Origin of the sequence: Amorphoplanes friuliensis DSM 7358 (assembly GCF_000494755.1) — a bacterium.
Classification (GTDB): domain Bacteria; phylum Actinomycetota; class Actinomycetes; order Mycobacteriales; family Micromonosporaceae; genus Actinoplanes; species Actinoplanes friuliensis.
In genome coordinates this window covers 3,522,962-3,547,835 of the sequence record NC_022657.1, presented here as the reverse complement: position 1 = coordinate 3,547,835, position 24,874 = coordinate 3,522,962, and the positions used below count along the sequence as shown (strand labels likewise).

Genomic DNA, 24,874 nt, shown 5'->3' with positions numbered 1-24,874 from the left:
AACGCTGTGTCCTTTGACGAGAAGAGTCCCACGGAACTCCTCGAGCCGATGAACGTCGACCCCGACCAGCCGTCCCGGGTGGACATCGCCGCGGCGATGCGGACCGGACGGCGGCGTAAACGCTTCACGATCACCGGTGCGGGTGCGGCGATCGCCGCGCTCGTCGGTGGTGTGGCGATCGGTGGCAACCTGGCCTTCGGCGGCGCCGACCCGGCTCCCCTGCCACCGCTGCCGGACTGCGTCGGCATCCCGTTGCCCATGGCCGGCTACGAGACCGTCGAGGTCACCGGCGCCGACCCCACGGGCCGCTGGATCGCCGGCCAGGCCAACCCCATAGCGGGGACGGTCTCGGCTGCGGTCGTGTGGCACGACGACAAGGTCGTCGAGGTTCTGAAGAAGCCCGGCATCGCGCTGCACGACCTCACCTCCACCGGGGTCGGTGTCGCCTCCGGATACGGGAAGGGGTCCTACCTGTATCGGAACGGCGAACTCACCCCGCTCGAGGGCGGCAAGTGGCTGTCGGCCCGGAGCATCAACGAGAACGGGGTCATCGCCGGCGAGTCCGGCAAGCGCAGCGTTCGCTGGGCCTCCGCCACCGCCGAGCCCGAAGTGCTGCCCCTGCCTGCGGGCGCAACCGGGAGCATGATCGTCGATCTCGCCGAGGACGGGACGATCCTGGGCCAGGTCGCCGACGCCCACCATGATCTGACCGGATACCTGTGGTTCCCGGACGGCACCGGGCGTGCCATACCCGTGCCCCGGGACGGAGACAGGGAAGCAACCAGATACCGGGCCGAACAGATCCGTGGAGGGTGGGTCTACGGCCGGGCCGAAGTCCCAGCCGTGGTCAGCGTTGCTCCGTCCGACGGCAGCACCACCGGAACGCTCTACGACGTCTCCAAGGAGGCGCCGTTCCGCTACGAGATCGCCACCGGCAAAAGCGAGCGGCTGGCGTATCCCTCCAACCTGTCCGAGCCCTTCCTCCACCTCGGCAATCGGCTGGTGGTCCTGCCGGTGGATCGCGCGAGGCCGGCCGGATACCGCGCAATCACGGTCGGAGCGGACGGTCTGACCGCGGCGGGCCACGGCAATCCCGGCACGTCCGCGCCGTTCTATCCCATGAGTTGGCGATGCAAGTGACAGCCAGCGCCATTGATATACGGTCGTCGATATGTTGTCACGGATGCGTATCGCAGCGACGCTCGCGCTGATCGCCGGCGCCGTCCTCGTCACCCCCGCGGCCGCCGGTGCCGCGGGGGTCGACCACACCCCTCCGACCCGGCCCGGACCACTGGTCTTCGACCTCACCTCCGGGCTGACGATCAGCTGGGCGCCCTCGACGGACGACCGCGGCCCGGTCACCTACGAGGTCTACGAGAGCAACAGCCTCCGCACCACGACCACCGGCACCAGCTACGTCTATTCGACCGGCGGGACCCTGCCGCCCCGCATCTTCATCTTCGCGGTGCGTGCGGTGGATCCGGCCGGGAACCCCTCTCCGTACGTCTACCGGACGGTGGGTCAGATCTGGAGCGGCACCGAGATCCCGGCCGCCCCGACCGATCTGCGCGTGGAAGCGCAATCGCGCCGCCTGCTGAAACTGTCGTGGACCGGCCCGGCCGAGACGTCGCCGTTCGTGCAGCCGCCCGTCGCCGGGTACGAGGTCTTCCTGGACGGTGTGCCGATCGGCGAGACCGGCGCCACCTCGCTCGTCGTCGCACGGCCGCGGCCCGGTGCCCACACCTACGGCGTCCGCACGATCAACGCCGTCGACCAGCGCTCCCCCGTCACAGCTGAACGATCTGGCCGACCCTAGGCGGTGTGCCACCGGCGAGCACTTCGAGCCAGGCCGCCTGGAGGGCCTCGGGGCCGGTGCTCACGCGGATGTCGATCCAGCCCTCGACGACCGCGGCAAAGCGTTGCCAGGCCTCGGCGAAGCGGTCGTCGAGGCCTTCGCGGCCCCAGTCCTCGCTGCGTTTGCGCATCTGGGTCGGTGCGAAGAACACCTCGCCGGCGTCCGCGGCGTTCGGGACCTGGTTGGTGAGGCCGATCGCGACGTCGCGGACGAGGTGGTCACCGAGGCGTTCCTTGAGAGCGGTGCGGGTGGCGGCGGCACCGGAGAGGTCCAGGTACGCGGTCGGGACGACGTCGAGGCCGTCGACGGCGTCGTAGGCGCGGACCTCGTCGTAACAGCCGAGCGAGCGGGTGAACTCCACGTTGCCCGGCGAGGTGAGCCCGATCAGGCGCGGGCCGCGGCCCCGGAGCTCGAACGCGGCGGCGTACGCCGTCTTGCTGGAGGCCGACGAGAGCACCAGGGCGGACGCGCCGTAGTAGTTGTTGTCGGCGACCTGGTCGGCCAGCATGAACGAGGTGAAGAACAGCGGCCGGAACAGGATCAGCAGGTCCTCCTGGTCCTTGCGGTAGGCCGCGTCGTTCCCGGTCGACCGGTACGCGTTGTACGGCGACGGGAGCGCGGCCCGGTGCTCACTCGCGTCGCGGAAGCCGGAGGCGTCCACCCGGTCCGGCCGCACCACGAGGTGACCGGCGGGCGGCAGGTAGCCGTAGACGCGCAGGCCGGTCTCGACCCCGGGCACGGTCGACTCGGCCACCTCCGCGAAGCCCCACAGCGGCGGGAGTCCCCACTCACCGGTGAGGCCGCGGGGCTCCGGCGGGAAGAACTGCCAGTAGCGCATGACCTCGCCGAGCACCGCGTACGTGACGTTGTTGGCGGTCAGACCGACCCGGTCCACCCGCAGCAGCACCTCCCCGTCGGCCAGGGCCAGTGTCTCGCCCTCGGTCAGGGTGGTCCGGCCGAGGTCGTCACGGGCGACGGCAAACGTCCAGGAAGCAGGCATGGTGTGACGCTAGACAGCACCGGCGGGCCAGACAAGTGCACTCTGGGTGCATAATCCCACTGACGGCGCGGTTGACATCGGACCGGCCGGGACCGCCAGTAAGGTCACTCGGCATGAAGGTGCGCGAGAACGAGGTTCAGGTGGCGTCGCCGGGCGGGGACATCCGCTCGATCGTGATCAGCCCGGTGGGTGACGGCCCCTGGCCCGGCCTGCTGCTCTACACCGACATCTTCCAGCTGACCGAGTCGACGCTGCGCACCGCACGCCGCCTGGCCGCCTCCGGTTTTGTCGTCTGCGTGCCCGAGATCTACCCGCACGGCGAGCTGGCCGGGGTCGCGCTCGAGTTCGACGACGCCGGCAAGCAGGCGGGCCTCGGAGGTGCGGCCGCCACCACGGCCGCGCAGTTCGACGCCGACCGTGTCGCGGTGCTCGACTTCATGGAGCAGCGCAGCGACATCACCACGCTGTTCGCGACCGGCTTCTGCATCGGCGGGCACCTGGCCTTCCGGGCCGCCTTCGATCCCCGGGTCGCGGCGACCGTGTGCTTCTACCCGACCGGGGTGCACAACGGCGCGCTCGGCGCCGATGCCGACGCGGGGTCGCTGGCCCGCGCGGCCGACATCCGGGGCCGGCTGATGATCGTCTTCGGCTCGCAGGACCCGCACGTCCCCGCCGACGCACGTCTGCAGATCCTGTCGGCCCTCTACGCCGCGGGCCACGACGACCTCGAGCTGCACGTCTACTCCGGCGGCGAGCACGCGTTCATGCGCGACGTCGGGGCGCGGCACGACCCGGAACTCACCGACCTGGCCCTGACCGAAGCGGTCTCGTTCCTGCACGGTCGCTGACACCCGCGATCAGGCGACGCCCTGGGCGACCAGGTTCCCGTCGACGAAGGCGTAGACCGGCTGGGGGCGGAAGCCGGCGAACAACACCTCGCGGTGCTTCTCGATGCGCACGTGGTGCTGCTCCTGCGTACCGACCACGAAGTCGTACGCCTTCACCCGGTCGACGGAGGCCAGGCGCACCGTCCGCACGACGTTGACGCCGTCCACCTTGATGGACAGGGCACCCCAGAACTTGTCGAAGGAGAACACGACCTGGTGGCGCTCGTTCACGCCGACATCGAACGTCAATTTCATCGGCACACTGTAGGGCGGGTACCGCGGTAGCGTGGGGGCAGCCTGTTGCCTCGACGAGGGAGACGCGCCATGCGGAACAAGAACTGGTGATCCGAGGGTTCCTCACCGGTCGGCGGCGGACAACGCGATCGCGCACACCGCGCACAGCAGCACGCCGATCGCACCGGCCACGGTGATCGCCGTGGCCGGTCCCCATGTGTCCGCAAGCAGCCCACCGGCGAGCACGGCCAGACCCTGGGCCGCGATGATGCCGGAGGCCGCGACACCGATGGCGCGACCGCGTTCGTCCGGTGGCGTGGCGCGGACAAAACCCGCCTGCGTCTGCAGCAGGTAGGCGGTGCTCAGCAGGCCGGACAGGCTCCACAGCACCGCCGACAGCAGGATCCCCGGCCGGAGGGCACACAGCAGCAGCGGCACTCCCGCGCCGACGGCCAGCACACCGACCAGCCGGTCGCGCAGCTCGCCGGGTACGAACCGCACGAAGAGCCAGGCGCCCACGATGCTGCCGAGCGGGTCCGCGGCCATGAGCAGGCCGACCGCCGCGGGTCCGGCGCCCAGCTGGGTCGCGTAGGGCGCGGCGAGCGCTTCCGGCACGACGTACCAGCCGATCAGCCAGGCGAGGGCCATCAGCGCACGCCGCCGTGGATCGGCGAGGATGCCGCGCAGGGCATGCGCAGTGCTCGAGGTGCCGGTCTCCACCGAGGAGGGCCGGGGCCGCTCCCGCCGCGCGAGGCCGAGACGGATCAGCAGCGCCGAGACCACGAAGGTGGCGGCGTTGCCGAGCAGCGCCGGGCCGGGGTCGACGGCCGCCACGAGCAGGCCACCGGTGGCAAACCCGGCCAGCTGCGCGGTCTGGCCGGTGATCTGCCGGACGGCGAGCCCCCGCTCGTACCGGTCGCCGGGCAGGATCTCAGGCAGCAGCGCGCCCTGCGCCGCGGTGAACGGCGAGCCGAGCAGCACCACGACCACCAGCAGCGCGGCGAGCAGGGGCAGCGGCAGCCGCGGGATCGCCATCACCGCGACCAGCAGGGCACGCAGGACGTCCGCGACCACCATGACCTCGCGGCGGCTGTAGCGGTCGGCCAGACCCGAGAGCAGCACACCACCGGCCAGGGCGGGCAGGAACGTCAGGGCGTAGACCCCGGCCGCCCAGACCGCTGATCCGGTACGCCCGTAGACCAGCACCGCGAGCGCCACCCGAGCGAGCTGGTCGCCGGCGATCGACAGCACCTCGGCGGCCCACAGGAACCGGAACTCGCGGATCCGGAACACGTCGGCCAATCCCGTACCCGGCATCAGGGCACGGTCGCGCACTCCACCGAGGACGGCAACACCGATGGCCGGAAGGTGTCAGGTGAGCAGGGCGCGGACGGCTGCGGCGTCGGGCAGGTCGAGGGCCCGGGCGGAGTCGAGGGCGGCACGGTCCAGGGTGGTGGCCCGGACGGCTTCCTTGATCGCGGGCACGGCCGGCGGGGCGACACTCAACTCGCGGACACCGAGACCGGTCAGCAGCGGCACAGCGGCCTCGTCCCCGGCGAGTTCGCCGCAGACCGCCACGGTGACCCTGGTCCCGGCGCCGCGGCAGACCGCGTCGATCAGGCGCAGGACACCCGGGTCCAGACCGTCGGCGAGGCCGGCCAGGGCGGCATTGCCCCGTTCTGCGGCCAGGGCGTACTGCGTGAGGTCGTTGGTGCCGATGCTGACGAAGTCGACGTGCGGGGCGAAGGCCGCTGTCTTGAGGGCGGCGGCCGGGATCTCGACCATGATGCCGACACGGAGACCGGACGGCCGTCCGCCACCGTCGCGCCGGATGACCTCATCCAGCAACTGCCGGGCGCGGACCAGCTCGGGAACCACGGCGACCATCGGGAACATGATGCTGACCGGCACCTCGTGCGCCACGCGGACGATCGCCAGCAGCTGCTCCTCGAACAGCGCCGGATGGGCGAGGGAGTGCCGGAGTCCGCGTACACCGAGGAAGGGGTTGTCCTCCGCGGCCGCAGGCGCGTACCGGAGGGGTTTGTCGCCACCGACGTCGAGCGTGCGCAGGGTGAGCCGCCGCCCGCCGAGGGCGTCGGCGATCTCCCGGTAGGCGGTCAGCTGCTCCGCGGCGGTCGGTGCCGTGTCGCGGTCGAGGAAGAGGAACTCGGTGCGGACGAGCCCGGCCTCGTCGGCGCCGGCGGCCGCGGCGGCACGCGCGTCCGCCGCCGATCCGACGTTCGCGGCCACGGTCACCGCCACGCCCTCCCGGGTCACCGCGGGGGTCGAGGCCCGTGCGCCCGCCCGCGCCCGGCGGGCCTCCAGCTCGACGGCCCTGTCCCGGTACGCCGCCAGCACCGCCTCGGACGGCGCCACCTCGACCTCGCCGGTGCTGCCGTCGACGGCGACCGTCGTGCCCTCTCCGATGTCCAGCACCCCGGGACCCTGCGCGACAACCGCGGGAATGCCGCGCGTCCGCGCCAGGATCGCCGCATGTGACGTGCGGCTTCCGGAGGCGAGCACCACGGCCGCCACCCGCGCCGGATCGAGCCCGGACGCCTGCGCCGGGGTGAGGTCCGGCGCGATGATGACCCCCGACTCCGGCACGGTCGCCTCGGGCAGACCCAGGAGAGCCCGCAGGACCTGGTCGGCGACCGCGCGGACATCGGCCGCCCGGCCCTTCAGGTACGGGTCCGCGAGCGCTGCGAACTCCGCCGCGATCCGCCCGGTGGCCGCCGACCAGGCCTGGGGCGCGGCCAGGCCCCCGGCCAGGCGGGCACGGACGTCGTCGAGCAGGACGGTGTCGTCGAGCAGGAGCAGGTGCGCGTCGAAGATGGCGGCGGCCTCGCCGGTGGCACGGATCTTCCGCAGGTCACGGCGGACAGTGGCCAGGGCTTCCTCGATCCGGCCCAGCTCGGCCTCCGGGCCCTGCGACGCCACGTCCGGAAGCTCCGGGTCCGGCACCCGCAGGTGACGCGCGGGACCGATCCCGATCCCGGGTGATGCCGCCCGACCCGCCGTCTCAGCACCTGCGGCCGGCGCCTTCTCAGAGGCCAGGGCGACGATCGCCGCGGTGGCCTGCTCGGCCTGCGGACCCGAGGCGCGGACCTCGATCGTGTGGCCCGGCAGCGCGCCGAGGGTCGCCACCCGGGAGAGGCTGGACGCCGGCACCCACGCCGATCCGGTGCTGCTGTTGCGGAGCTCCACCCGGGCGTCGTGGGCACGGGCCTCCGCGACCAGCCGGGCGGCGGGACGGGCGTGCAGGCCGTGCGGGTCGGTCACCGTGAACGTGGTGGACGGGGCTGTGAGCGTACCGGGAGAAGGGTCGGGTGTCGGGGCGCCGAGCTGGGACTCTTTGCCGGCCGAACCGCCGGCTGCCTCCCCGGCGACCTCGTGGCGGTCGGCGCCGGAGGCAGCAGTGACCGCGGCGGCGACCAGGCCCTCCACGAACGGCGCCGGGCACAGGATCACACGGGCGCGGGTGTCGTCGTCGAGCAACTCGAGCGCCAGCTCGGCGGAGAGCACGGCGCTGCCGAGATCCATCAGGACGACCACACCGTCGCCCTGGTCGGCGGTGGTGACGGCGGTCATGATGGCCACCGCGTCGGTGCCGAACGTCGTCTTGTCGAGGCCGGCGGCGATCTCGATCGGGACCGGCGGCCCGTGGACCATCTCCGTCGCCAGGGCCACCGCGGCGAGGGCCAGCGCACGGCTGTGGGAGACGACCACGAGCCCGACCATCGGCCTCAGCCCTCGCCGGACAGCGTCGTCGCGGCGGCGGTGAACAGCATGGTCATCGAGGTGGCGCCCGGATCCTGGTGCCCGGCGCTGCGCTCGCCGAGGTAACTGGCCCGGCCCTTGCGGGCGACCATCGGGATGGTCGCCGCTGTGCCCTCCTCGGCGGCCTTCACCGCCGCGGCAAGCGCGTCCCCCAGCGACTTCCCGGCGGCGAGCGCGGCGTCGAGCGCGTCGACCGCGGGGGCCAGCGCGTCGTACATCGTCTTGTCGCCGGCAACCGCCTTGCCGCGCGCCACCACACCCTCCAGGGCGGCCCGCAGCACCTGGGCGAACTCCGGCGGATCGAGCGAACTGCCCGCACCGGCCGCGGCCGCCATCCGCAGAAACGCCGTGCCGTAGAGCGGGCCGCTGGCCCCGCCGACCGTGCTGACCAGCGTCATCCCGGTGCGTTTGAAGAGCTGCCCCGGCGTGTCCGGAGCCTCGGCGTCCAGCATCGCGACCACGGCGGTCAGGCCGCGGTCCAGGTTGGAGCCGTGGTCGGCGTCGCCGATGGCGGAATCCAGCTCGGTCAGCCTTTCCTTGGCTTCCGCGATCAGCCGGGCGAACTCCCGGATCCAGGCGGTCAGGGCGGCGTTCTCCACCGCGGTCACCACCGCAGCGCCGGCGTCCGCACCGGTGCGTCCCACAGCCGCAGCAGGTCGTCGTCGGCCTTGAGGAGGGTGACCGAGCAACCGGCCATGTCGAGGCTGGTGATGTAGGAGCCGACCAGCGTCCGGGCGACCGTGATCCCGGCCTTGGCGAGGATCGCCGCGACCTCGTGGAACATCACGTACAGCTCGATCTGCGGGGTGGCGCCCATGCCGTTGACAAAGGCGATCACGCCGTCGCCGCCGGTGAAGTCCAGGTCGGCCAGGATCGGGCCGAGCAGCAGGTCGGCCACCTCGGCGGCCGGCGCGATCGGCACCCGGCGGCGCCCGGGCTCGCCGTGGATCCCGATGCCGACCTCCATCTGACCGTCGGGCAGGTCGAAGGTGGGCTTGCCGGCGGCGGGGACCGTGCACGAGGTGAGCGCGACACCCATGCTGCGGCCGTTCGCGTTGACCTTGCGGGCGACGTCGGCGACCTCGGCGAGGGACCGGCCCTGCTCCGCGGCGGCACCGGCGATCTTCTCCACCAGGACGGTCACGCCGACACCCCGGCGCCCGGCGGTGTAGAGGCTGTCCTGCACGGCCACGTCGTCGTCGGTCACCACCGCGACGACCTCCACACTGGCCTCGGCCGCGGCCAGCTCGGCCGCCATCTCGAAGTTCATGACGTCGCCGGTGTAGTTCTTGACGATGTGCAGCACCCCGGCGCCACCGTCCACCGCCGTGGTGGCCGCGGCCATCTGGTCCGGCACGGGCGAGGTGAAGATCTCGCCGGCACAGGCGGCGTCGAGCATGCCCGGACCGACAAACCCGGCGTGCAGGGGCTCGTGCCCCGACCCACCGCCGGAGATCAGCCCGACCTTGCCCCGGACGGGCGCGCCGGCTCGGTAGACGATGCGGTTCTCGTGGTCGACACGCAGCTCCGGATGGGCCTCGGCCATGCCGCGGAGCGCGTCGGATACGACATTTGCCGGTTCGTTGATGAGCTTGTTCATCTCAGGCTCCTCGCTGGATGATGCCGACCTCCTCAAGCTACGCCGACACCGGCCGAACATTCCCGGTGCATTTCGGGCCGGTTACGTCTCAGCCCGCCCACAGCCGGAAGCAATCAGACTGCCGGGCATGACCACCGTCCGGGACCGCCCCGCCGCCCTGCTCCTCGCCGTGTCCCGGCCGTGGTTCTGGCCGGTGTCCTGGGTGCCCGCCTACCTGGGCACGGTTCTGGCCGGCCACGCCTGGCTGCCCGCCCGCGCCGACACACCCCGCGCGCTGGTCGCCCTGCTCGTCCTCGGCCCGCTCATCTGGGGTGCGGTCCTGGCCCAGAACGACCTGTACGACCTGAGCAGCGACCGTGCCAACCCCCGCAAGGCCACGGCCCCGCTGGTCACCGGCGCGGTGTCCGCCGCCCGGCTGCGCAGCTGGTACCGCGTGATCGCCGCCGCCTCACTCGCGTGCGCACTGTTCGTGGGCCCACTCTTCGTGCTCGGCGTCCTGGGTGTGCTGGTGCTCGGGTGGGCGTACAGCGTCCCGCCGCTGCGCCTCAAGACCCGGCCGGGCTGGGACGTCGTGGTCAACGCCGTTGTTGTCGGTGTGGTGTCGCCGGCCGCGGGCTGGTCGATCACCCGGGCGCCGTGGGACTTCCCGTGGCAGTTCGGGCTGATCGGACTGCTCTTCGCGGCGGCGCTCTACCTGCCGACCACGGTCACCGACCTGGCCGCCGACACCGGTGCGGGCGACACGACGTTCGCTGTCCGATTCGGATCGCGTCTCGCCTATGTGATCGGCATCGTGCTGTGGGGTGCGGCGCTGGCGATCTCGCTCGTCTGCGCCTCGCTCGACGTCCTGGTCCCCCGCTCCACCCTGGCGGCGCAACTGGTGATGGTGCCGGTGCTGCTGGCCGCGTACGCGATCCTCACGCTGCGCCCGACCATCACCAAGCTGGCCCTGCTGTCCGTGGTCTTCGGGGTGCCGACCGCGGGCTTCGCCCTGGCCTACATCGGCTGACCGCCGGAAGTTTCGGACCTCCGGCATCCATCGATTGACAGCTATGAATGCTTGCTCAACACTCATGGGAGCGCTTCCATGCGTGCTGTCATCCGATAGTTTCGGAAGGAGGTCCCAGTGACCACCAGCTCGGGCCGCCCCAGGATCCATCCCCTGATCGTCATGCTCGTGGCCGGAACGCTCACGGTCGCCGGCGCGACGACGCTCCTACCGGTCACCGCTCCCGCCGAGGCCGCCGTCCTGGCCGCCGGCGTGGAGGACGAAGGTGCCGGCTGCGCCGTTCCGGCTCTTCCCGAGGCCGGCGCGCTGCCGAGCATCACCAAGCTCCCCGACCCGTTCCTGCGGCTGAACGGCACACGGATCACCTCGGCCACCGACTGGCAGTGCCGGCGGGCGGAGATCAAGAAGCTGGCCGAGAAGTTCGTCTACGGCGAGAAGCCCGCCAAGCCCGCGAGTGTCAGCGGGACGGTCTCGAGCAGCAGCATCTCCGTGAACGTGGCGCACAACGGAAAGAGCTCCAGCTTCTCCGCCCGGGTCGAACTGCCCAGCGGGACCGGGCCGTTCCCGGCCGTGGTCGTCCTGGGCGGATTCGGCGCCGACACCGCCGCCATCAAGGCCGCCGGGGCCGCGGTCATCAACTACGACCCGTACGCGGTGGGCAAGGAAGGCACGCCGCGGAACAACAAACAGGGCGCGTTCTACAGCATCTACGGCGCTTCCAGCAGCACCGGGCTGCTCATGGCCTGGGCCTGGGGCGTCAGCCGGATCATCGACGTCATCGAGCAGTCGAACGGCAGCATCCTGAAGGCGGACGCCACCGGTGTCACCGGGTGCTCGCGGTTCGGCAAGGGCGCCTTTGTCACCGGCGCCTTCGACCAGCGGATCGCCCTGACCATGCCGATCGAGTCCGGCAGCGCCGGCGCGCCGATCTTCCGCGGGATCCCGGGCGAGGGCGCACAGAGCCTGAGCAGCGCGTACGGGGAACAGCCGTGGCTGGGTGACGCGTTCGGCACCTTCACCGGCAGTCCGGCACGGCTGCCCGTGGACACCCACGAGACGGTGGCGATGGTCGCGCCGCGCGGACTGTTCGTCATGGACAACCCGCACATCGCGAACCTGGGCCCGAAGTCCGCGAGTGTGGCGGCACTGGGCGGTGCGGAGGTCTACCGGGCCCTCGGCGCCGGGTCGAACATCACCTACTGGTCGGACGTCACGGACGGCACGCACTGTGCCAGCCGGGCCGAGTGGCGAACGCCGCTGCAGCAGCACATCCAGAAGTACCTGCTGGGGACGGGAAACGCGGCCGGCACGATGCGGATCTCCAGCCGGGCAGCCGGGAACCTGGCCGAGTGGCGTGACTGGCCGACGCCGGTGCTCGGCTCGACGCCCCCTCCGGCTTCGAGCGGCCCGCCGCCTTCCAGTGGCCCGCCGCCGGCCTCCGGAGGTTGCGTGGCCACGGTTTCGGTCAACGCGTGGACCGGCGGCTTCGTGGCCACGGTCCAGGTCACGGCCGGCGCGGCCGGGACCAGCGCCTGGACCGTCGGCCTGACGCTGCCCTCCGGCGCCACCATCACCGGCATCTGGAACGCGAACCGGACCGGCACCAGCGGCGCGGTCCAGTTCACGAACGTCACCCACAACGGCCGGCTCGGCGGCGGGCAGGCGACCGAGTTCGGTTTCCAGGCCACCGGCAGCAGCGGTGGGCTGACACCCACCTGCAGCTCGACCTGAGCTGTCAGCCGAACGCGCGCACCGAGACGTCCTGCCAGTCGTTCCAGGTCTGCAGGCGGCTGCGGTAGTCCTCGGTCACCATGGCCAGGGACTTGCCGAGCAGGAGGCGCAGCGGTGGCTTCTCGGCGTCCACCAGGGCCAGGATCGCGGCCCTGGTGGCGCGGGGGTCACCAAGATCCCAGTCGCTCTTCAGCCCGGCCCGGACGGGCTGGTAGTCCGGGTTCTCGGCGCTGTGCCGGGCACCGCCGGGGAGCCAGTCCGTCGCGTACGGGCCGGGTTCGAGGTCGGTGACGTGGATGCCGAACGCGCCGACCTCCTGGTACAGCGACTGGGTCAGCCCTTCGAGCGCCCACTTCGACGCGTGGTACGCGCCGATACCGGGGTAGGCGATCACGCCGCCCTCGCTGGTGACCTGGATCAGGTGCCCCGACCGCTGCGCCCGCATGATCGGCAGTGCCGCCTGGGTGACCCACAGCGCCCCGAAGAAGTTGGTCTCCATCTGCGCGCGGATGTCGTCCTCGCTCAGCTCCTCGACCATGCCGAAGTGGCCGTAGCCCGCGTTGTTGACCACGACGTCGAGCCGGCCGAAGTGGTCCGCGGCGGTGCGCACGGCCTCGAAGGCACGCGTGCGGTCGGTGACGTCCAGCTCGATCGGGAGCACAGCTTCGCCGTACCGTGCGGTCAGGTCCTTGATCTGGGTCGTGTCCCGCGCTGTCGCGGCGACCCTGTCCCCGCGGTCGAGCGCGGCCTCGGCCCATTCGCGGCCGAAGCCCTTCGACGTTCCGGTGATGAACCAAACCTTTGTCATGTCTCCACCCTGCGCCGGTCGAGCCAGCACGACAAGCGATGGTTAATCATGTTTGCCATGCGCTCTGCTCATGCCTAGGTTGACGGGATGGCAGACTTCACGCTGGTCGGGCTGCGGGTGATCCGGGAGGTTGCGGCCACCGGCTCGTTCACCGCCGCCGCGGAATCGCTGGGCTACACGCAGTCGGCGATCTCCCGCCAGGTGGGGGTGATGGAGGACGCCGCGGGCAGCCCGCTCTTCGACCGTCACGCCCGTGGTGTGGTCCCGAGCCCGGCCGGTGCCGTCCTGGTCCGGCACGCGACCACGGTGCTGGCGCGGATCGAAGCCGCCGAGCAGGAGCTCGCCGGTCTCCGTGACCGTCTTGCGGGTCGCCTGTCGATCGGCGGCTTCCCGACGGCGGCGGCGGTGCTGCTCCCCCGGGCGATCGCCCACCTCGCCCGCGACCACCCCGGCCTCGCCGTCGCCCTGCACGAGGGTTCCACCCCGGCCCTGCTGTCGAGGCTCCGGTCGGGCCGCCTCGAGGTCGCGGTGATCGGCGTCGGCCACGGCCTCCAGGACTACGACCTGACCGGCCTGCGCCGGCACCGCCTCCTCGACGACGACCTCCGCATCGCCGTCGCCGCCAACCACCGCCTGGCCCGTCGGCGCCGCGTCACGGTCGCCGACCTCCGATCAGAAACCTGGATCATCGGTACGGGCGCACAGGGTGATCCGCAGTTCGGGGCGTGGCCGACCCTCCGCGACGCCCGCACCGGCCACGCCGTCCGCGAATGGCCGACCCGTCTCGGCCTGGTCGCGGCCGGGCTGGGCATCACGCTGCTGCCGGGGATCGCTGCTGCGTCCGTACCGGAGGGGGTGAAGGTGGTGAAGGTCGACGATCCGGACTGGGGCGGCCGGTCCTGCGCCGCCGTCACCGCCCAGGACCCGTCCCCGGCGGCGGCCGCGATGGTCCGCGCGCTGCACGACGAGGCGGCCGTTCTGGCGGATAATCAACCGGCATGACGGACTTCCTGGTCACCCGCCGCCGCCTCCTCCTCTCCGCCGGCGCCGGCGTCCTCGGCGTCACCGTGCTCAACACCGTCACGGGATGCACCTCCGACTCGCCCGCCACTCCCCCTGCCTCCGCTTCCCCGCCGTCCTCGCTGGACTGGAAGCGGGTCGATCTCACCTTCGTCTCGGCCTACCTGCTGATCCGCGGCCGTGAGGTGGCGATCGTGGACCTCGGCACCGGCGGCTCGGCCGATGCGATCGAAGCCGCCCTGAAAGGCGCCGGCAGCAGCTGGGACGCCGTCCGCCACATCGTCCTCACCCACCAGCACCCCGACCACGCCGGCGGCCTGGCCGGCGTTCCCCCCAAGGTCGGCGCCACCCTGTACGCCGGTGCGGCCGACGTCGCCGCCATCACCTCGGACAAGCCCCTGAAGCCGCTGAACGACGGCGACGAGGTCTTCGGCCTCCAGATCATCGGCACGCCGGGGCACACGAGCGGCCACATCTCGGTCTTCGATCCGTCGACCGGCGTGCTGGTGGCCGGTGACGCGCTGCGCACCTCGGACGGCCTGGCGGGGTCCGACCCTCGCTACACAGCGGACGAAGGGCAGGCGGCAGCGTCGATCCGCAAACTGGCCGCCCTGCCGGTCAAGACGGTCCTTCCCGGCCACGGCGACCCCCTGACCAGCGGCGCCGCCGACCAGTTGCGAAAACTCGCGGCCTCGTTACCGTCCTGACCACACGTACGGGTTAATCCGAGCGGTTCCGGATAACCACGCTGCGGGCGATTGACGCATTCCCGCGCCGCGGCGGAGGATTTCCGTACGGGCCGCCACACCATATTTGTCCATTCCCGGCGCCGTCTGATGAATTTGTTTCGCGGTGCGGTGAAAGGGCGGAGACGGTTGGCGGCGCTGGTCACGGGTCCCGGCCGGACAAATCTGCTGATTCTCGCAGGACTTCTGTGGGCGTGCGGAATGGTGACGGTCGCGATTACCGGCCGGTTGCGCCGACGGGCCGGAATGCGGGAAAGAATCGCGTTCTACGGTCCGCCCGCGCTCATCGCCGGCGGTTTCCTCCTCAGTGGATCACTCAACGGCCCGTGGCTCGCCGTCACCTCGGCCCTGCTGGTGCTCCTGGCCCACCTCGGCCGTGGTCTGCTGCGCCGGTCGTCCCCCGGGCCGCACCCGGGCACCATCGCCGGTCCCGCGTCGGGTGTGCTGCTGGCGACCCTGGTCCTCCTCGAGGTCGGCTCGCTGCTGGCCGTACGCCTGGTGATCGTCGCCGAGCCGGACGCGCCGGTGAGCGCGGCGTTCGCGGAGAACGCCGTACGCGCGGGTTTCTGGTCCCTGCTGGTGCCGCTCGGCGGTGTCGCCGCTGTGCTGGCCGTGCTGGGCCGGGACACCACCTGGGCGCGCGGCCGGTGGGACCGGCTCGTCGTGCGCGCCCGCGGCATCCGCGCCAACCGGACGCTCGCCGCCGTCGTCCTGGCCGTCGTGGCGGTCCCGTTCCTGCTGCCGCTGGCCGACCGTGGTGACCAGGCGACCCCGCTCGTCTTCCTGGGCGTCGCCACCCCGGAGTACGGCAAGCTGCTGTTGCTGGCGGTGGTCGCCGGTCTGGTCGCGGCCGATCGGGACTTCTTCGACAGCAGCCTGATCCGGCGGCCCGCGACGCGACCGTGGCACCGGCCGGCGCTGCACTCCACCACCATGGTGATGGCCAAGCCACTCGCCCTGCTCAGCGTGATCGTCGTGGCCAGCGGGCTGCGCAGCGACTTCGGCACACTGGTCGCCGCGTTCGCCGTGACACTGGGCGTGACGTGGGCCGCGACCTGGTCCAACGTCGCCGACCGGCCGGACTTCGGCTCCGGCCCGGCACCCGCCCGTTTTTCGCGCAACCTGCGCCGGATGGCGGCCGGCTACCGCTTCTACTTCATGATCGCGCTGCCGGTGCTGCCACTGGCGGTGATCGGTCTCTTCTGGACCGGGTACATCGGCGAGCGGGGCCAGGTCTGGCTCGATCCCTGGGCGTACCGGTGGGGAGCGGGGTGTGCGCCCGTGCCGCAGGCCGGGGCGGGCGGCGCGGCGCTGCTGCCCGAGAACGTCATCGCCTGTCAGCGGTCGCTGCTGGCCGACACCGAGAGTCAGCGGTCCCAGGTGGCCGCGGCGTTGTCGGCCGTGGCGGACGGCGGGCTCTGGGGGCACGGGCTGGCCGACACCGCGTCGGGTCGTGTGCCCGCCGGCGCGACCGACTTCGTCCTCGCCGTCATGTGGAACAAGCTCGGCGGCCTGGCCGTGCTCGCCTGCGCCGGGCTGACCATCCTGCTCGGCGTCGCGGTCGTCCGGGCCGTGCGCAGCGCCCGGCCCGGGGTCAACGCGGCCACGCTGTTCGCGGCCGGCATGGCCACGATGCTGGTCGGTCAGTTCCTGTTCGTGCTGTCCGCGACGGTCAACCTGGTGCCGCACTCCGGCGTGCCCGCGCCGCTGCTTTCCCGGGGCGGGCAGTCCACGCTGGCCTTCCTGATCGGCATCATCGTGGTGCTGGCGCTGGCGGCGAACGCGCCCCGGGCGGCGGGGGTGGCGCCGGTCGCGGTCCAGGGCCGGCTGTGGGGGCCCGCGGCGATGGCCTGGTGCGTCCTGCTGACGATCGCGGTGACCCTGGTCCCCTACCCCGCCCCCGCCATGATCGGGATGGGCCACGACCAGAAGCGGCCCCCGTGCCCGGCCCGCGAGGCGACCGTGGAGGGCCTGACCTCCCCGCCGCCCGATGCCGCCCGCTGTTCGACCGACGAGATCGCCGTGCTGCGGACGCGGGTGGACATCCGGCTCGGCGGGGAGCCCGCCTTCCGCCAGGAGCGCCCGGCCGGGACGTGGCACCGCCTCGACGGTGGCGCCGCCGGCGACCTCACCGAGGCGGACATGGCCGGCCTGCTGCGCGTCGGCACCGGCGAGTCCGGCGTGCTCGACCAGGCGTACGCCCGGGTCCTGAACGGTTCGGCCGGGACCGACCTGCGCCGCCGCCTGCTGCCGCCACCGCGTACCGGTGACGCGGACGGGTGGCTCGACCTGACCATCGATCCCCGGCTCCAGCACCTCGCCGCTGCGGCTCTGCGGGATCCTGGCACGGACGGCCCGCTCGCCGGTGGCCTCGTGGTGCTCGAAGCGCGGACCGGGCGGATCCTGGCGGCGGCCACCGCACCCGCCGAACCCGCCACGGTGATCACGAAGACACCCGTGCCGGAGGAGGCGCGGCGCAGTTTCTCGGCCGAGCACCGGCACTACAACCGGCCGTCCGAGGGCGGCCGACTCACGGACAAACAGCACGACCCGAGCTGCACGAGCCGGACCACCGAGGTGGAACGTCAGCGCGGCTGCTGGCTCTGGAGTTACGCCGTCCCACCACCGGCGGCACCGGAGCGGGAAGCGGAGTTGCGCCGCTACGTGGACGGTGACACGGCGGTACGCCTGCCGGACCCGCACATCAACCGGGCCGTCGGCAAGCAGTACGGGCTCGGTTCCACCTTCAAGGTGATCACGGCTGCGGCGTACCTGGAGGAGAACCCGGACGCGGACGTCGACGCGCCGGTGCTGCCGGCGCCGCAGCAGCTCGCGCTGTCCGGCACCGTCCGGATCCGCAACGCCGGCGGGGGTCCCTGCACCGGCGCCGAGGCGGACATGATCAGCCTGACCTGGGCCCTCGCGGGTTCCTGCAACACCGCCTTCGTCGGTCTGGCCCAGCGCCTGGGCTGGCCGGCGATCGCCGCCCAGGCAGCCCGCTTCGGCCTCCGGGTCGGTTCCTGCCCGGCCACGGATCCCGTACGCCCGGACGGCGGCGTCCCCGGCGCCGCACCCACGTGTGTCCCGGCGACCAGCGACGACATCGCCATCGGCAACCGGGCGCTCGGCGGCCAGGACGTGTCGGGCACCCCGCTGGGCATGGCGTCGGTGTTCGCCGGAGTGGCCAACGGCGGCACCCTGGTGCGTCCGCGGCTGGTCGGTGAGGTCGTCGACCCGTCGTCCGGTCTGAGGTCCGGTACCCCGTCCGGTGCCGGCGAACGCGCGCTGAGCACCGCCGCCGACACCAAACTGCGCCACGCCCTGCGGCTGACCGCGACCACCGGCACCGCCGCGGGGCTGGCCACCGCCGCCGGTACGAAATTGTGGGTGAAGACCGGCACCCACGAGCTCGTACCGCAGGACCAGCCGCTGCCGGCCGGTGAGTTCGTCCGGCAGAACTCGTGGGTGGCCGGCTGGCTCGAGACGCCCCGGGGACCGGTCGCCTTCGCCGTGGTCATGGAGACCCGCGACCAGCAGGCCGGCGGCCGACGCGCCCGGCACGTCACCAGCACCCTGGCCAAGGCGATCGTGGAGAGCCGATGACACCAGCCCTGTCCGCCGACGACCAGCGGGCCTTCGAGTCCGAGGTGCTGGCGTACTTCCGGAGCGCCTTCCACGAATACTGCGAGCGGGCGCACCGCACCCCCGGGCTCGACCTGCGGGGAACGGTGATCGAGGCGCAGCTCGTCACCGCGTCCGCGCTGCAGCTCGTCACCGTGGAGATCCGCCGCCAGGCCGACATCTTCGCCGGCCGCCTGGTCCGCGCGCGGGCCGTGGACGTGCGGTTCCCCGTCCAGCCACGGCTCGGCGCACCCGGGTACCGCCTCGAGGTCACCCCGCCGATCCCCGGCAGCGAGCAGACACGGCCGCCGCAGCAGCGCCGGCCCGACTCCGGCCGGACGTTGCGGCTCTCGTACGGCAGCTCGCTGCGCTGGGATTTCCCGCTGGTGTCCGGCCCGGACTGGGTCCCGCTGGGGCGCAGCATCCCGGCCCAGCGCGGCAGCGGGTACCTCATCCCGGAAACCGTGCAGGCCGTGCCCCGCGGGGTGCTGCTGGAGGTCCGGCACCAGCTCGGTGACACGGAGGTGTGCCGGTCCGAGCAACGCCCGGAGTACATCGTGGAAGTGGACGGCCTCCGGCTGGAACCCGGGTACCTCGTGACGGCCGGCGAGACCGGCAGCATCGTCTTCTCGCGGGCGGACAGCGCCGTCTCCACCCGGCTGACCTACCGCGTCGATCGGAGGGTCTGAGCCGTGCCGTCGCTGGACACCGAACTGCCCATCGTGCTCCGGGGAACCGGCTGGTCGGCCGAGGTGACGATCGCTCCACCGGTCCACGAGCCCGGCGACCAGCTGGGCGAGTCCCGGCAGGTCTACTTCTCCCTGCCCGGCGACAAGGTGCATACCCACGGGCGCAAGGTCCTGGCGACGGTCGCGTACACGCGGGGCCGGACCGTGAAGTTCTCCGGCGAGGCCTCGGCACGCTGGGACGACTGGTTCGTCAAGATCTACCAGTGTCAGCAGGCCGACGTGGACGCGATGCGCGACTACCTGCACCGGCAGGCCGTCGCCCTGCAGGAGGCCAACGCGGCGGTCCCCGGACGCACCCGCATCCCGATCGAGCCACCGTGGGCGGTGACCCCGGTGCAGATCGTGCGGGGCAGCGGGGAGGAGGACCGGGCCGGTGACGTCGCCACCCGGCTGGGCGCCCCGGTGGATGCGCTGGTCGTCGCCGAGCGGCCGATGCGGACACTGCCGCTGTGGTTCCAGGACCATCCCTCGAACTCCGGCCTCTACCTGCTCGCCGTGTCCCCGCTGCTGATCCGTCCCCCGTGGGACCCGTGGTGCCCCACCCCGGCGATCGAGCACCTGAACCACTTCGCGTCGATGGCGGCCGGACTCGACAAACTGCACGACCTGGGCTGGGCGCACTGCGACATCCGCCCCGACAACGTGTGCGTCTACCTCATCCCGGGCGCCCGGGAATTTGTCCTGGTCGACACCGACTCCGGTACGCCCACCGGCCAGCCGCCACCGGAACTGCCGACACCCGACTTCTACCTGCGCCGGCCCCGCCTCGCCGACGGACTGCGGTACGACCCCGGTGAGCTGCGCGCCCAGGACAGGTTCGGTTTTGCGCTGGTCCTGCTCACCGCGCTCGCCGGGCGCGACTGCATGGAACGGCTGCTGCGCACCGACAACGGCGAACGACCCGTCGACTCCGCGGAGGCCGTCGCCGGGATCCTGCGGCAGCACTGGCGCGAGAGCCACTGGCAGGAGCTCATCACCGTGCTGGCCGAGCCGTTCGGACGTACCGGGGAGGCCGGGAGGTCCGTCGAGGACACCGGGCCGTGGGCTGTCGGCTGGCTCGGCCGTCTCCGGCAGGCGGTGCCGTCCGGTGCGGAGACCCCGGCGCCCCGGCCGCCCGGCTGGGTCGATCCGGACCCGTACGCCGACGACATCGCCCTCTTCCGGACCGCCCTGCGGCAGCGTCCCCATTCCCAGTTCGAGCTGCAGAACGAGGCGAACCGCCTGCTGGAGCGGCAGAGCCAGCGAGTGGCGGCACGCACCGCGGCCCGGTACGCGGGACTGGTCCTCCTGGGTTTTGCAGCCGTGTTGATCGTCGTGCTCTTCGACGTGACGGGATGGGGGATGTGAATGGACGTCTCGGAGATGGCCTACCCCGGGCGTGAAGCGATGCGCGCCCAGGTACGCCGGCAGTACGGCAATGGCGAGGCACTCGACGCGCTCCAATACCAGTTCAGCTACTGGCTCACCAACGGGGAGAACACCCCGGAGGCGGTCCGCGAACCGGTCGAGGGTGCCGTGGCCGGCTACTTCGCCAAGGCCGCGGCGGTCGGCAAGTGGTGGGGCATCGGCCTGGGTGCCGGCGCCGGTCTGAGCCTGTGGGCGGTCGCCGCGGTCGTCGTCCTCCTGGTGAAGGCGATCGCCTGATGTTCGGCCGCAGGACACGCCCGGCCGTGCCGGACCAGTCGGTGAACCGCTTCGGCAACACCTGCCCGGTGTGCGGGGCCGCCCTCGGCGCGGTCGACCTGGAGCTCGACCGGGCGACCGGACGGTTCAAGCTGCCACCGTCGATGCGTCTCGAGGTCGGACCGGCCGACGCCGAGAACCGCAACTCCTGGCGGGTCACCGTGCTGTCGGTCAACGCGTCGGGTCTGCCCTACGAACCTCTGACGTCGACCACACCACGGTTCATCGCCGAGGAGGTCGAGTACACGTACCTGCTCTGCGGCGGCGGGCACATCTTTCCCGACGTGGTGTCGGTCTTCGACCAGGCCGGCGGCGGCCACCTCCGGAACGCCCAGCGCATCGACGGCTGGAACATGGTGGCGGCCATCGGCGCCCCGGCCAGCGGCAAGACCTACCTGTTGGTCCGCATGCTCCACCAGAACCTCGACACCCCGGACGGGTTCGACCTGAGTTCCGGCGCGAGCGGCCGGGTCCGGCTGCGGCAGCTGACCCCCCTGGAGCGCATGCCGCTGGCGGTCCGCGCCGAACGGTACAAACGCACCGTGTCCGAGGGCCACCCGATCCCTCCGACGAACACCGAGCAGGAGGGCAAACCGGTCGGGATCCTCGACCGCGCCCTGCCGTCGGCGCTGGAGGACGGCATCCGCCAGCTGGTCTTCAAGACGGTGGTGGACGGTCAGCGCCGCGCCGAGGAATGGGGCCGCAACTTCCGGCAGCCGTTGGTCCTGCGGACGGACAGCCAGGGCCGGCGGTTCTGGACCGGCGTCGCCGACCTGCCGGGCGAGCTGTTCAACCCCGACGACACCCAGCCGCAGGAGGCCGGCAAGCTGCGCGGCTTCGACTCGCTGCTGTGGGTGGTGGACCCGGTCGTGGCGGCCAACGCCCTGGACTGGCTGGTGGCGGACAGCCTGCCGGACGTCACCGACTATCCGATGATGCTCGACGGCAGCCTGCGCCCGGGCGCCTCGGAGTCCTCGGGGCACAAGGTGGTCCGCGGCAACCGTGACCATTTCCAGATCGAGATCGGCCGGCAGCTCACCCTCATCGACGGCATCCTGACCCGCGGCCCCGAACAGAACCTCAACCTGTTCGTCGCCCTCAGCAAGTGCGACCTGATCCACGCGGCGCTGCGGAACAAGAAGCTGACCGACCTGGGCGCGCCCGACGTCGTACGCCGGGGTGTCGCCCGGTATCTCTTCACGACCGCGCGGAAGCTCGCCGAGCAACGCCTGACGGCCGACGAGGCCGCCACCGGGCTGCTGGTCTACCTGCACGGCGGCGCCGCCGGGTCGGCGGTCGCCCGCCAGGAACGGATCGAGCACATCGCGGACGGCCTGCTGCGGGTCTACTCCGACCCGACCCGTTTCTGGAACCTCGTGCACAGCGGCCGCGCCGAGGAGGTCGTCATCACCGACGGGCCCACGATGAACCTCCAGGGCTGGCACCTGTCCGTGCCGTCGTTGTCCGATCATCTGACGGCGGCGCTGGTCCCCGAGACGGGTCACCGGCTGCTGCTGCGTGACCTGGTGATGTCCGCCCTGGGCTGCGGGCTCATGTTCGGCCTCGGCCACCAGGACGCGATCGCCAGCCTGCTGCACGACAACTGGCTCACCCTCAAGTTCTTCCTGTGCTCGCCGCTCGGCACGGTACCGATGAGCACCAGCAATCAGCTGATCACCCCTCTGGTCGGCGGGGACCGCTTCCCGCAGGCCCACGAACGATCCGCCGCCCTCACCCAGCTGATGCTGGCGGTACTCGGAAAGGCCAGGTCATGACGGAGATGATCGTGGTGCGCTGGGCCGACCTGGCCGGCACCGGCTTCAGCCGGCACGAGCCGAAGTCGGCACCCCCGGCGTACTGGGCGGTCGCCGAGCGGCTGCTGCGCTCCGACCTCAGCCAGCCACCGGAAGCGTTCCTGACCACCATCCCCCATCCGATCTGGACCCTGCGCCACCTCGACGTGGAGGGCCGGGGCCACTGGTGTTTCGCGGTGCAGGGCCGCAAGGGCCCGTTCGGCGTCGCCGGTGGCTGCCGCTTCGGTTTTGTCCCGGACGAGGTCCTCCCGGCGGAGGCCTGGGAGCTCGGCCGCGAACAGGTCGCGCCGGAGGACTCCGCCGTGGCCCCACAGGCACCGTCCGACCTGATCGAGGGCGTGCTGGGCGGAGTCTGCCGGCGGCAATCACGGCTCCCCGTCGGCAACGACCCGGCCACGGCGGCGGCGGTGATCGGGGCGGCGCTGCGTGTCGTCCCCACCCGGATCGCCCGCCAGTGGACCTGGTCGACCTGCCTCCTCTTCCGGCCCGAAGCGGCCGACCGGTGGGTCATCGCCGGTCTGTGGCCCCCGGAGTTCGAGCACAGCGACCGCGTGATGGCCGGGCGCATGGCCCAGCACTTCCGCACCCCCGCACCCCGCCCGTCGGACCTGCACCACGAGCAGGACGGCGAGTTGCTGGCCCGCTGCCTGCCCGACCTCGCCCGGTACGCCCAAGCGGGTATCGCGCTGGATCCGGCGCTGCTGCTCACGGCCGAGGACATGCGTCCGGTGCTCGACCACGTCGCCCGCAACGAGCTCCCGATCACCGTCCACGACCTGCCCGCCGCCTTCTTCTGGCCCAACGGCCTGAAAAGGCTGCGCGACGACCCCCGCGTGCTCCACGAGTGGGTCGAGCTGGACTGGCGCGCCGCCCGCCGCGGCCTGACGATCCAGAACGACCCCAAGGTACGCACCGAGCTGTTCGAGGCGCTCCTGGAGCTGCAGGACACCACCTCGGAGAACGTGCTCGGCTTCCCCACACCGTCGGAGCCGCCCGATCCGGTCCTCGCAGACCTGCTGGCCGCCATGCTGCTGAAGGGAGCCCGGCAGGCCAAGGACCGCGCCCGCTATCTGGAGGAGCTCACCGAACCGGGCGGTCCCTTGGCGGACGTCCGCGACCTGCGCGCCCTCCACACCTGGTTCCAGGAGAAGCTCTCGCTGTCCCCCCGAACTTTTGGCCGGCTCTACCCTCCACGGCCGGATGCCGTCGTCGCTATGATCAACGAAGCCGGCACCCTCACCGAGGACGCCAAGGCGGAGCTGAAACGCAGCGAGGACCGTCTCCAGATCGTGTCCGAGGCCGCCTCACGATTGACCGCCATGGACGCCGGCGAGGCCGCCCACCTCATCGACTTCCTGGTCCCGAAGAGACGTCCCGAACTCTCCGCGGCACGCCGCGACCAGGTCGCCCGGCTGACCACCATCCTGGTCTCCCGAGCAGCGTCCCCCGCGGACTGGCTGGCCGACCTCCTCACCAAACTGAGCCACCTCAACCGCGGCGACCTGCAGGTGCCGGTGACCCACGGAGGACTCGCCGCCCTGCAGGCCCGGGGTGTGACCACCCTGTGGAACCACCCGGAACTGCACGCCATCGTCGAAGGGATACCGGTCACCGACGACATGCCCGCCGAGGTCCGCGCGCTGATGGTTCAGGCGCAGCAGGAACAGGTGCCGGTCGGTGAGGTGCGGCAGCGGGTGACCCACAGCCGGGGCCCCGCACGCTTGCGGGAAGACCTCTCACCAAGTGCCGAATTTCCTGAGAGCCGCGCGGCGATCTACCGGAGCTCACCCGACACGGACGACGACGAGGTCCCGCTGACGAGCCGCCACGGTGATCCCGAGTCGCGACCGTTCTTGCGACGCAGGTCCTTCGCCGTGGCGGTCGGCGCGACGCTGATCCTCGTAGCGGCCGGGATTCTGCTGGCCCTGCGCGACGACAAACCCGTCGCGCACAACGCCGTGGCCGCCTCTCAGGCACCGTCCCGGGTCGAGCCGGTGACCGATGCCCGACCGACCGGCGTCACCCTGCGGACCCTGAAACCACCGCTGAACCCCCAGGACCCGAGCGAACGCCACCGCCAGTTCATCCTGGACAAGCTCGGCACCGACCTCGAGCAGCGAAGGCTGGTCATCGCTGTGGTCCTGACCGGGCAGACCGCACCTGGAGCGGCGCTGGGCGAGGGTGAGGAGCAGGCGAGCCTCATCGCTGCCAGTCTGCGGCCCGTCTTCCCGGAGAACCCGCCCATACGGGTTCGCGAGGCTCAGGCCGAACCCGGAACAGTGCCCGGCACGGTCATCGCCACCGTCATCCTGATGGACCCCTGACAGCACGCGCGGC

Annotated in this window: 20 protein-coding genes; 13 read left to right on the top strand and 7 right to left on the bottom strand. The window is 72.0% G+C overall.

Annotated elements, in window-relative coordinates:
• Window positions 1-6: 6 nt before the first annotated feature.
• Complete coding sequence (locus AFR_RS16500; protein ID WP_023361640.1) at window positions 7-1,140, top strand: hypothetical protein; 1,134 nt, start codon at window positions 7-9, stop codon at window positions 1,138-1,140.
• Window positions 1,141-1,183: 43 nt separating this feature from the next.
• Window positions 1,184-1,816 carry a fibronectin type III domain-containing protein gene (locus AFR_RS16495; protein WP_023361639.1) on the top strand — a complete coding sequence of 211 codons (633 nt, stop codon included), beginning with the start codon at window positions 1,184-1,186 and terminating at the stop codon, window positions 1,814-1,816.
• Here the strand turns inward: AFR_RS16495 and AFR_RS16490 are convergent.
• Window positions 1,788-2,855: a DUF2855 family protein gene (locus AFR_RS16490; protein WP_023361638.1), complete on the bottom strand. Its 1,068-nt coding sequence runs from the start codon at window positions 2,853-2,855 to the stop codon at window positions 1,788-1,790. The two genes, AFR_RS16495 and AFR_RS16490, sit on opposite strands and share 29 nt — an antisense overlap.
• A gap of 113 nt (window positions 2,856-2,968) precedes the next feature.
• Here AFR_RS16490 and AFR_RS16485 point away from each other — a divergent pair, with 113 nt between their 5' ends.
• The gene (locus AFR_RS16485; RefSeq protein ID WP_023361637.1) at window positions 2,969-3,703 is read left to right on the top strand and encodes a dienelactone hydrolase family protein; all 735 of its coding nucleotides are present in this window, start codon (window positions 2,969-2,971) and stop codon (window positions 3,701-3,703) included.
• A 9-nt stretch (window positions 3,704-3,712) separates the two neighbouring features.
• Here AFR_RS16485 and AFR_RS16480 read toward each other — a convergent pair whose 3' ends face one another.
• From AFR_RS16480 to dhaK, 5 genes are all read right to left on the bottom strand, one after another.
• Complete coding sequence (locus AFR_RS16480; RefSeq protein WP_041840915.1) at window positions 3,713-3,997, bottom strand: hypothetical protein; 285 nt, start codon at window positions 3,995-3,997, stop codon at window positions 3,713-3,715.
• Between the two features lie 102 nt (window positions 3,998-4,099).
• Window positions 4,100-5,311, bottom strand: a complete 1,212-nt coding sequence (locus AFR_RS16475; RefSeq protein WP_023361635.1) for an MFS transporter — start codon at window positions 5,309-5,311, stop codon at window positions 4,100-4,102.
• A 36-nt stretch (window positions 5,312-5,347) separates the two neighbouring features.
• Window positions 5,348-7,717, bottom strand: coding sequence for a phosphoenolpyruvate--protein phosphotransferase (gene ptsP, locus AFR_RS16470; RefSeq protein ID WP_023361634.1), 2,370 nt, complete (start codon window positions 7,715-7,717; stop codon window positions 5,348-5,350).
• Window positions 7,718-7,722: 5 nt separating this feature from the next.
• Entirely contained in the window at window positions 7,723-8,400 is a 678-nt protein-coding gene (gene dhaL, locus AFR_RS16465; RefSeq protein ID WP_023361633.1) for a dihydroxyacetone kinase subunit DhaL, read from the bottom strand.
• Entirely contained in the window at window positions 8,361-9,356 is a 996-nt protein-coding gene (gene dhaK / locus AFR_RS16460; protein ID WP_023361632.1) for a dihydroxyacetone kinase subunit DhaK, read from the bottom strand. Before dhaK ends, dhaL begins: the two co-directional genes overlap by 40 nt.
• A 127-nt stretch (window positions 9,357-9,483) precedes the next feature.
• Here dhaK and AFR_RS16455 point away from each other — a divergent pair, with 127 nt between their 5' ends.
• Together AFR_RS16455 and AFR_RS16450 are read left to right on the top strand one after the other, a co-directional pair.
• Complete coding sequence (locus tag AFR_RS16455; protein ID WP_023361631.1) at window positions 9,484-10,365, top strand: UbiA prenyltransferase family protein; 882 nt, start codon at window positions 9,484-9,486, stop codon at window positions 10,363-10,365.
• 117 nt (window positions 10,366-10,482) lie between these two features.
• Entirely contained in the window at window positions 10,483-12,096 is a 1,614-nt protein-coding gene (locus tag AFR_RS16450; protein ID WP_023361630.1) for a glucuronyl esterase domain-containing protein, read from the top strand.
• Window positions 12,097-12,100: 4 nt separating this feature from the next.
• Here the strand turns inward: AFR_RS16450 and AFR_RS16445 are convergent, their stop codons facing one another.
• Window positions 12,101-12,904 carry an SDR family NAD(P)-dependent oxidoreductase gene (locus tag AFR_RS16445; protein WP_023361629.1) on the bottom strand — a complete coding sequence of 268 codons (804 nt, stop codon included), beginning with the start codon at window positions 12,902-12,904 and terminating at the stop codon, window positions 12,101-12,103.
• An 87-nt stretch (window positions 12,905-12,991) separates the two neighbouring features.
• Between AFR_RS16445 and AFR_RS16440 the strand changes: the two genes are divergently transcribed.
• The 8 genes from AFR_RS16440 to AFR_RS16405 all read left to right on the top strand — a co-directional run bounded on the left by AFR_RS16440 (window position 12,992) and on the right by AFR_RS16405 (window position 24,861).
• A complete protein-coding gene (locus tag AFR_RS16440) occupies window positions 12,992-13,906 on the top strand; it encodes a LysR family transcriptional regulator (protein WP_023361628.1) in 915 nt (304 codons plus the stop codon).
• Window positions 13,903-14,631, top strand: coding sequence for an MBL fold metallo-hydrolase (locus AFR_RS16435; RefSeq protein WP_023361627.1), 729 nt, complete (start codon window positions 13,903-13,905; stop codon window positions 14,629-14,631). The genes AFR_RS16440 and AFR_RS16435 overlap by 4 nt, the downstream gene beginning before the upstream one ends.
• A 285-nt stretch (window positions 14,632-14,916) precedes the next feature.
• Window positions 14,917-18,273: a penicillin-binding transpeptidase domain-containing protein gene (locus AFR_RS16430; protein ID WP_023361626.1), complete on the top strand. Its 3,357-nt coding sequence runs from the start codon at window positions 14,917-14,919 to the stop codon at window positions 18,271-18,273.
• Window positions 18,270-18,980: a hypothetical protein gene (locus AFR_RS16425; RefSeq protein ID WP_023361625.1), complete on the top strand. Its 711-nt coding sequence runs from the start codon at window positions 18,270-18,272 to the stop codon at window positions 18,978-18,980. Before AFR_RS16430 ends, AFR_RS16425 begins: the two co-directional genes overlap by 4 nt.
• 3 nt (window positions 18,981-18,983) lie before the next feature.
• Entirely contained in the window at window positions 18,984-20,387 is a 1,404-nt protein-coding gene (locus AFR_RS16420; RefSeq protein ID WP_023361624.1) for a protein kinase family protein, read from the top strand.
• Window positions 20,388-20,684, top strand: a complete 297-nt coding sequence (locus tag AFR_RS16415) for a hypothetical protein (RefSeq protein ID WP_023361623.1) — start codon at window positions 20,388-20,390, stop codon at window positions 20,682-20,684.
• Complete coding sequence (locus AFR_RS16410; RefSeq protein ID WP_023361622.1) at window positions 20,684-22,498, top strand: hypothetical protein; 1,815 nt, start codon at window positions 20,684-20,686, stop codon at window positions 22,496-22,498. Before AFR_RS16415 ends, AFR_RS16410 begins: the two co-directional genes overlap by 1 nt.
• Entirely contained in the window at window positions 22,495-24,861 is a 2,367-nt protein-coding gene (locus AFR_RS16405) for a hypothetical protein (protein ID WP_023361621.1), read from the top strand. The genes AFR_RS16410 and AFR_RS16405 overlap by 4 nt, the downstream gene beginning before the upstream one ends.
• Window positions 24,862-24,874: the final 13 nt, after the last annotated feature.